This is a genomic window from Mycobacterium sp. (genome assembly GCF_019243155.1).
In the GTDB taxonomy this organism is placed as follows: Bacteria; Actinomycetota; Actinomycetes; order Mycobacteriales; family Mycobacteriaceae; genus Mycobacterium.
The window spans coordinates 1-7,313 of sequence record NZ_JAFAUS010000201.1 but is presented as its reverse complement, the minus strand read 5'-3'; the positions used below and the strand labels follow the sequence as shown (position 1 = coordinate 7,313).

The following is a 7,313-nucleotide window of genomic DNA, read 5'->3' as shown; positions in this document are numbered from 1 at the left end:
GGTCCGGCGATCTCGCCGCGGACCAGGGCCACATGTTCGATGTCCTCGTAGATGCTGGCGTAGCCGATCGCGCGAAACTCCCCATGACGAGTCGGGATTCGCGCTTCGGCGATCCGCTCGATGTGCTTCTCGTGTTTGCGCCGCCATTCGATCAGGTCGGCGATGGTGATCAGCGCGAGATCGTGTTCGTCGGCGAAGACCCGCAATTCGTCGGTCTGGGCCATCGAGCCTTCGTCCTTCTGGCTGACGATCTCACAGATCGCGCCCGCGGGCTGCAGACCGGCCAGCCGGGCCAGGTCGACGGCGGCCTCGGTGTGGCCGGGACGACGCAGCACGCCGCCGTCCTTAGCGCGCAGCGGGACCACGTGACCGGGGCGGGTGAAATCGTCGGCGGCGCTGGTGGGATCGGCCAGCAGCCGCATCGTGGTGGCCCGGTCGGATGCCGAAATACCAGTGCCCACACCATTTTTGGCGTCGACGGTGACGGTGTATGCAGTTCCGTGTTTGTCCTGGTTGACCGCGTACATCGGCAGCAGGCCAAGCCGGTCGCAGATCGCGCCGTCCAGCGGCACGCACAGGTATCCAGAGGTGTAGCGGACCATGAACGCCACCATCTCCGGCGTCGCCTTCTCGGCGGCGAAGATCAGGTCGCCCTCGTTCTCGCGTTCCTCGTCGTCGATGACGACGACGGCCTTGCCGGCCGCAATGTCGGCAACCGCCCGCTCGACGGAGTCCAACCTCGTCATCTTTGCTACCTCGCCGTCCCCGCTCGCGGGCGGGAACACAGTCAGAACGGCTCACACGAGAAGCCCACGTGTTGCATCCAGTATGAACCACAGCGCCGCCGCGATTATTGCCACGGCGTGGTCGGCGGGCGGGCTCCGGCGGCCGCCGCTTAGTCAACCGGTCCTCGGCGCCGGCCGGCCACCCGCAGCCGGTGCCGCGTCCGACTCCGCCCGCAAACTTGAGGACGCCGTCTGGCGGCTGCGGCAAACCCTGTCGTCAAAGCACCGCACGCGGGGCAAACGTGAGCGCCACGTGAGCGTCAGCTAGGAGTTTTCTTTGAAGTTAGCAAACCTAAAGTGGCGTTTGGCCTGAGGCCGACAGGGGTAAAACCCCAGCATGAATACCAACACGCAAACACGGCCGTGGGTTCGCCTCTGCACCGGCGCACTGACGGTCGGCGGTTTGGCCTTATCCGCTCTCGGACTGGCGTCGGGCACCGCTGCGGCGGCGCCCGCTCCCGCACCCCTGTACCACCACCACTGGTGCCCGGGCGAGCAGTGGGAGCCGGGTTGGGGGCCAAACCCGAACTGGAACAACTGCAATGACTGGGACGACAACTACGGCAACGGCCCGGTGGGCTATGGCGGCGCGCCGCCGTGGGCTCCCCCGCCGCCTGGGCCGCCGCCCTGGGCTCCGTGGGCACAGGTCCAGTGGAACCCGCAGGCCAACGGCTGGGGCTACTGGAACGGCCCGATCTGGATGCCGCTGTAAGGAACCGGGCAGTTGCACACGGGGCGGTTCTGACCTCCGGTGAGTACGCTGCCTTCCTATGCGCGCGACGAAAATCGCTGTTTTCGCCGCCTCGGTGATTGTCGTCGCGGGCTGTGGGCGACCGAGCCAGACACTGGCCACGGCGACGTCCCCAGTACAAGCGCCAGTCTGCATAAACGACATGGATGCGGACCGCGCAGCAGCAACTCTTTCCCCGGCCGAGGCCGAAAATGAAGTGCTCTGTCTGATCAACAAACAACGTGCGAACCACGGTCTGAATGCGCTGACCGCGAACCCGATATTGGGCCAGGTTGCGGCCGCCCATGCAACCGCGTCGGTGACGCTGAAGTGGTGGCCGCCCAGCGGAGGCCACTCCGTTCACATCAACCCGCAGACCGGGATGGACGCAGCAGCGAGGATCCGCGAGGCGGGGTACTGCCCGATGAATCGCGACAATGTTCCGCGCGGCGAGAACGTATACGCGGGGCAATACTCGGGCACGCCGCCTCCCGCCGTCATGGCCAAAACGACGTCTCCAGAAGCGGCGGTGAACGGGTGGATGAACAGCCCGGGTCACCGAGCCAACATCTTGAATCCCGCTTACCGCGAGTCCGGGATCGCGGTGCTTCGAGGTGTTCCCATCAGCGGTGCGCCAGCCGGCCAGGACGGGTACGTCTTCGTCCAGTCCTTCGGCGGCTGCGCGATCTAACTCTCACGGGTTGTTCTCGGTCGTGTCAGCGAAACCGCTGGCAGTCGCAATATTCGGGGAAAGTAATCGCTCAACGTATTTCGCGATCACGTCGACCTCGAGGTTGACCAGCGTTCCCACCGGAGCGCTCCCCAACGTCGTCAGCTCCCGGGTCGTTGGGATCAGCGAGACCTCGAACCAGTCGCGCGGCCCGTGGCCGAGGCCGGAGACCGTCAGCGAGATGCCGTCGACGGTGATCGATCCCTTTTCGACGACGTAGCGGGCCACCGCGGCGGGGATCTCGATCCGCACCACTTCCCAGTTCTCCGACGGTTCCCGCGCGACCACCATTCCGGTTCCGTCGACGTGCCCCTGCATGATGTGGCCGCCCAGGCGGCTGTTGACGGCCGCGGCGCGTTCCAGGTTCACCCGGCTGCCCACCTGCAATTCGCCCAGGTTCGACCGGTTCAGGCTCTCGGCCATCACGTCGGCGGTGAATTGGCCCTCAGGCAACAGCTCGGCGACGGTCAAGCACACGCCGTTGACGGCGATCGAATCGCCGTGACCGGCGTCTGACGTCACGACGGGCCCCCGAATCGTCAGTCGTGCCGCGTCCGCCAGCACATCGCGGCCGGTGATCTCTCCGAGTTCCTCGACAATTCCGGTGAACATTCCACCAGGTTAGTGGGCCGATCTCCCGCAGGGGAGCTGGCCAAACGACCGTCCCCCGGCGCCGTCGCGGCCCGGCGTCCACCAGGCGAGTCATCGGCACCCTCTACGATGCACAGTATGCAGACCCGCCACCGTTTATCGGCCGTCCTCGCATCCCTGACCCTCATCACCGCCTTGATCGCCGGCTGTTCGTCGGGCTCGAAGCAAAGCGGCGCACCGCTTCCCGACGCTACGACCCTGGTCAAGCAGTCGGCCGACGCCACCAAGGCCGTCAAGAGCGCCCACCTCGTGCTGAGCGTTCAAGGCAAGATCCAAGGGCTGCCCATCAAAACGCTGACCGGTGACCTCACCACCGCACCGGCCACCGCGGCGAAGGGCAACGCCACGATCACGCTCGGCGGCTCCGACATCGACGCCAACTTCGTCGTCCTCGACGGCGACCTGTACGCCACCCTCACACCGAACAAGTGGAGCGACTTCGGCAAGGCGTCCGACATCTACGACGTCTCGACACTGCTGAACCCGGATAACGGCCTGGGCAACGCGCTGGCGAACTTCAGCGACGCCAAGGCCGAGGGCCGTGAGAACATCAACGGCCAGAACGTGATTCGCATCAGCGGAAACGTTTCGGCGGATGCGGTGAACAAGATCGCGCCGCAGTTCAACGCGACCCAGCGGGTGCCGAGCACGGTGTGGATCCAGGAGACCGGTGATCACCAACTGGTCCAGGTCAGCGTGGAGAAGAGTTCGGGCAACTCCGTCCAGATCACCCTGTCCAACTGGGGCGAGCAGGTTCAGGTCAGCAAGCCCCCGGTGACCTCATGACCGCACAAACCGGACGCCGCGTCGCGATCAGCGCCGGCAGTCTGGCGGTACTGCTCGGCGCGCTGGACGCCTACGTCGTCGTGACGATCATGCGCGACATCATGAGCGACGTTCACATCCCGATCAACCAATTGCAGCGCATCACCTGGATCATCACGATGTACCTGCTGGGATACATCGCCGCGATGCCGCTGCTGGGGCGGGCTTCCGACCGGTTCGGCCGCAAACTGGTGCTGCAGGTCAGCCTGGCCCTGTTCATCGTCGGCTCGGTGGTGACCGCGCTCGCCGGACACTGGGGCGACTTCCACATGCTGGTCGCGGGCCGCACCATCCAGGGTGTGGCCAGCGGTGCGCTGCTGCCGGTCACGCTCGCCCTCGGCGCCGACCTGTGGGCACAGCGCAATCGCGCCGGTGTGCTGGGCGGCATCGGCGCCGCGCAGGAACTCGGCAGTGTGCTCGGTCCGCTGTACGGGATCTTCATCGTCTTCTTGTTCCACGACTGGCGCTACGTGTTCTGGATCAACGTGCCGCTGACCCTGATCGCGATGGTGATGATTCAGTTCAGCCTGCCGTCGCACCAGAAGGTGGAGAACCCCGAGAAGGTCGACCTGGTCGGTGGTGTACTGTTGGCCGTCGCGCTGGGTCTGGCCGTGATCGGGCTCTACAACCCCCAGCCCGACGGCAAGCAGATCCTGCCGAGCTACGGCCCGCCGCTGGTGATTGGCGCGATCGTGGTCGCGGTGCTTTTCCTACTGTGGGAACGCTTTTCCCGCACCCGGCTGATCGAACCGGCCGGGGTGCACTTCCGTCCCTTCCTCGCCGCGCTGGGCGCGTCACTGGCCGCGGGTGCGGCACTGATGGTGACCCTGGTCGACGTGGAGTTGTTCGGGCAGGGCGTGCTGCAGATGAGCCAGACGCAGGCCGCGGGCCTGCTGCTGTGGTTCCTGATCGCGCTGCCGATCGGGGCGGTGCTGGGCGGGTGGATCGCCACCCGAATCGGCGACCGCGTGATGGCCTTCATCGGGCTGCTGATCGCGGCCTACGGCTACTGGCTGATTCATTACTGGCGCCAAGACGTGCTCGAGCAAAAGCATGACATCTTCGGCGTGTTCACCGTGCCCGTGCTGCACGCCGACCTGCTGGTGGCCGGCCTGGGCCTCGGTCTGGTGATCGGGCCGCTGACCTCCGCCGCGCTTCGGGTCGTTCCGTCGGCTCAGCACGGCATCGCCTCGGCGGCCGTCGTGGTGGCCCGGATGACGGGCAAGCTGATCGGCGTTGCCGCGCTGAGCGCGTGGGGCCTCTACCGGTTCAACCAGATCGTCGCGGGGTTGAACGCCGCGATACCCGCCAACGCCTCGCTGCTCGAGCGCGTCGCCGCCCAGGCGACGATGTATCTCAAGGCCTTCGCGATGATGTACGGCGACATATTCCTTGCCACCGTCGGCATCTGCGTGGTCGGAGCGCTGCTGGGTCTGTTGATCGGCAGCCGCAAGGAACACGCCGAGGAGCCGGAACTCGCCGAGCCGCAGACCGTGGTGCTCGGCGAGAGCGCCCGGTGAGCCGCTAGCCGCCGCGTGGCACCAGGCTGAGCACCAAATCCGGTCCCACCCGGTCGATTTGGTCGAACTGCCAGCGCAACGCCCGTGCGATGGTCGGCACCCCGACGTCGTGGACGGCCACACCGGGCCCACCCAACAGCATCGGCGCGACGTAGACCAGGATGCGGTCGACCACTCCGGCGCGCACGAAGGCGCCGGCGAGCGTCGGGCCACCCTCCAGCAGGACATCGGTGCGGTCCGCGACCGCCCTGAGCACCTCCATGGGGTCGTGCGTGCGAATCACCATGGTCCGCGAATCGTCGTTGAGAACCCTTGACTCCGAATAGATTTCGCGCATCCCCACCACCACTCGCAGCGGTTGCCGGTCGGCCAGCGAGCCGTCGGGCAACCGGGCGGTCAGCGCCGGATCGTCGGCCAGCACGGTGCCGGTGCCGACGACGATCGCGTCGGCGGCCGCGCGGCGGCGATGCAGGTCCAGGCGCGAGGCCTCGCTGGAAATCCATTGGCTGGTGCCATCGGCGGCCGCGCTGCGACCGTCGACGCTGCTGGCGTATTTCCAAGTCACGTGCGGCATCCCGGTCCGCTGCTTGTGCAACCACTCCCGCAGCGGCCCGCCGGCCACCTCATCGGCCAGCACCCCGGACTCCACCCGCACCCCCTCCGCCATCAACCGGTCCGCACCGCCGGCGGCCTCCGGGTTCGGGTCGGCGACGCCGTAGACGACGGACGCGAGCTTCGCTTCCAGCAGGGCGTTCACACACGGCGGCGTCTTGCCGTAGTGATTGCACGGCTCGAGCGTGACCACCGCCGTCCCGCCGACCGCCAGATCGCCGGCCCGCCGCAGCGCCAACACCTCGGCGTGGTCGCCGCCCGCCGGTAATGTGCCCCCGACACCGACGACCTCGCCGTCGGGGTCCAGGATCACCGCTCCGACAGGCGGATTCGGATACGTCGTCCCCTTGACGTGATTGGACTGTTCGATGGCCAACCGCATCGCGGCGTCGACGCCGGGGCCTGAGTTCATGGACGCAGGTGCGGCGACGCGGCGGCGGCCTGCTGCCGCAACGCTTCCACCGCGGCCTCCGGGTCCTGCGCGCCGTAGACGGCCGAGCCGGCGACGAAGCAGTCGACGCCGGCCTCGGCTGCCTGCTCGATGGTGTCGCCGTTGATGCCGCCGTCGATCTCGACGAGGATCGTCAGCTCCCCCGCGTCGATGAGCTTGCGCGCGGCGCGAACCTTGCTCAGCACCTCCGGGATGAAACTCTGGCCGCCGAAGCCGGGCTCGACCGACATGATGAGCAGCGTGTCGAAGTTCGACAGGATCTCCAGGTACGGCTCGAGCGGGGTTCCGGGCTTGACGCTGATGCCCGCTTTGGCTCCGGCGGCGCGAATGTCGCGGCCCACCCCGATCGGGTTCTCCGTGGCCTCGGCGTGGAAGGTGACGTTGTAGGCGCCCGCTTCGGCGTATCCGGGCGCCCACCGGTCCGGATTGTCGATCATCAAGTGGCAATCCATCGGGATGTCCGTGACGGCCAACAGGCTCTCGACCACCGGCAGGCCGATCGTCAGGTTGGGCACGAAGTGGTTGTCCATCACGTCGACGTGCAACCAGTCGGCGCCGACGACCGCGGTCGCCTCATCGGCCAGTCGCGCGAAGTCAGCGGCGAGAATCGACGGCGCGATCAGCGGCCTACCGGTGTTGTTAGGCATGTGCGCCACACTACTGAGCCCGGCGGCTCGGTTCACGTCTGACGCCGCAGCGCAGCCGCGGCTGGCCGATTGGTTCGCCTCCCGCGCTACGCCGCTGCACGGCGCAGCGCAGCCGCGGCTGGGCCGATTGGTTCGCCTTCCGCGCTACGCCGCTGCACGGCGCAGCGCGGCCGCGGCTGGGCCGATTGGTTCGCCTTCCGCGCTACGCCGCTGCACGGCGCAGCGCGGCCGCGAACATGGCGTCGGTGCCGTGCCGATGCGGCCACAGCTGGACATAGGGCCCGTCCCCCAGCCCGTCCACCGACTCGAACAGCGTCCGGGTGTCCAGCGCCTGAACCGGCTGCCGGCGCAACGCGTCGGCG

General features: G+C 67.5%; 8 protein-coding genes and 1 pseudogene. 4 read left to right on the top strand and 5 right to left on the bottom strand.

Annotated elements, in window-relative coordinates:
* Positions 1-746, bottom strand: a 746-nt coding sequence (gene ribB / locus JOZ00_RS09985) for a 3,4-dihydroxy-2-butanone-4-phosphate synthase (RefSeq protein WP_293343235.1), incomplete at its 3' end; no start/stop codon positions are given.
* A gap of 376 nt (positions 747-1,122) precedes the next feature.
* Here ribB and JOZ00_RS09980 point away from each other — a divergent pair.
* Together JOZ00_RS09980 and JOZ00_RS09975 are read left to right on the top strand one after the other, a co-directional pair.
* Positions 1,123-1,497, top strand: coding sequence for a hypothetical protein (locus tag JOZ00_RS09980; protein ID WP_293343232.1), 375 nt, complete (start codon positions 1,123-1,125; stop codon positions 1,495-1,497).
* 181 nt (positions 1,498-1,678) lie between these two features.
* The gene (locus JOZ00_RS09975) at positions 1,679-2,206 is read left to right on the top strand and encodes a CAP domain-containing protein (RefSeq protein ID WP_293343229.1); all 528 of its coding nucleotides are present in this window, start codon (positions 1,679-1,681) and stop codon (positions 2,204-2,206) included.
* Positions 2,207-2,209: 3 nt separating this feature from the next.
* On the opposite strand, the gene JOZ00_RS09970 is transcribed toward JOZ00_RS09975, so the two are convergent.
* Positions 2,210-2,857 (bottom strand): riboflavin synthase, encoded by a 648-nt coding sequence (locus JOZ00_RS09970; protein WP_293343226.1) that lies wholly within the window; start codon positions 2,855-2,857, stop codon positions 2,210-2,212.
* Between the two features lie 108 nt (positions 2,858-2,965).
* Between JOZ00_RS09970 and JOZ00_RS09965 the strand changes: the two genes are divergently transcribed.
* Together JOZ00_RS09965 and JOZ00_RS09960 are read left to right on the top strand one after the other, a co-directional pair.
* A complete protein-coding gene (locus JOZ00_RS09965; RefSeq protein ID WP_293343223.1) occupies positions 2,966-3,682 on the top strand; it encodes an LppX_LprAFG lipoprotein in 717 nt (238 codons plus the stop codon).
* Positions 3,679-5,241 (top strand): MFS transporter, encoded by a 1,563-nt coding sequence (locus JOZ00_RS09960; protein WP_293343220.1) that lies wholly within the window; start codon positions 3,679-3,681, stop codon positions 5,239-5,241. The genes JOZ00_RS09965 and JOZ00_RS09960 overlap by 4 nt, the downstream gene beginning before the upstream one ends.
* A gap of 4 nt (positions 5,242-5,245) precedes the next feature.
* Here JOZ00_RS09960 and ribD read toward each other — a convergent pair whose 3' ends face one another.
* The 3 genes and pseudogenes from ribD to JOZ00_RS09945 all read right to left on the bottom strand — a co-directional run.
* Complete coding sequence (gene ribD, locus JOZ00_RS09955) at positions 5,246-6,265, bottom strand: bifunctional diaminohydroxyphosphoribosylaminopyrimidine deaminase/5-amino-6-(5-phosphoribosylamino)uracil reductase RibD (protein WP_293343217.1); 1,020 nt, start codon at positions 6,263-6,265, stop codon at positions 5,246-5,248.
* Positions 6,262-6,960: a ribulose-phosphate 3-epimerase gene (gene rpe / locus JOZ00_RS09950; RefSeq protein WP_293343214.1), complete on the bottom strand. Its 699-nt coding sequence runs from the start codon at positions 6,958-6,960 to the stop codon at positions 6,262-6,264. The genes ribD and rpe overlap by 4 nt, the downstream gene beginning before the upstream one ends.
* Before the next feature lie 193 nt (positions 6,961-7,153).
* Positions 7,154-7,313: pseudogene (locus JOZ00_RS09945) on the bottom strand (rRNA cytosine-C5-methyltransferase); the annotation flags it as partial.

What these genes read in the sequence shown, in the direction of transcription:
- JOZ00_RS09975 (WP_293343229.1), top strand. Translation starts at nt 1,679, where the DNA reads ATGGATGCGGACCGCGCAGCAGCAACTCTTTCCCCGGCCGAGGCCGAA.
- JOZ00_RS09970 (WP_293343226.1), bottom strand. Translation starts at nt 2,857, where the DNA reads ATGTTCACCGGAATTGTCGAGGAACTCGGAGAGATCACCGGCCGCGAT.
- JOZ00_RS09960 (WP_293343220.1), top strand. Translation starts at nt 3,679, where the DNA reads ATGACCGCACAAACCGGACGCCGCGTCGCGATCAGCGCCGGCAGTCTG.
- JOZ00_RS09965 (WP_293343223.1), top strand. Translation starts at nt 2,966, where the DNA reads ATGCACAGTATGCAGACCCGCCACCGTTTATCGGCCGTCCTCGCATCC.
- JOZ00_RS09980 (WP_293343232.1), top strand. Translation starts at nt 1,123, where the DNA reads ATGAATACCAACACGCAAACACGGCCGTGGGTTCGCCTCTGCACCGGC.
- ribD (WP_293343217.1), bottom strand. Translation starts at nt 6,265, where the DNA reads ATGAACTCAGGCCCCGGCGTCGACGCCGCGATGCGGTTGGCCATCGAA.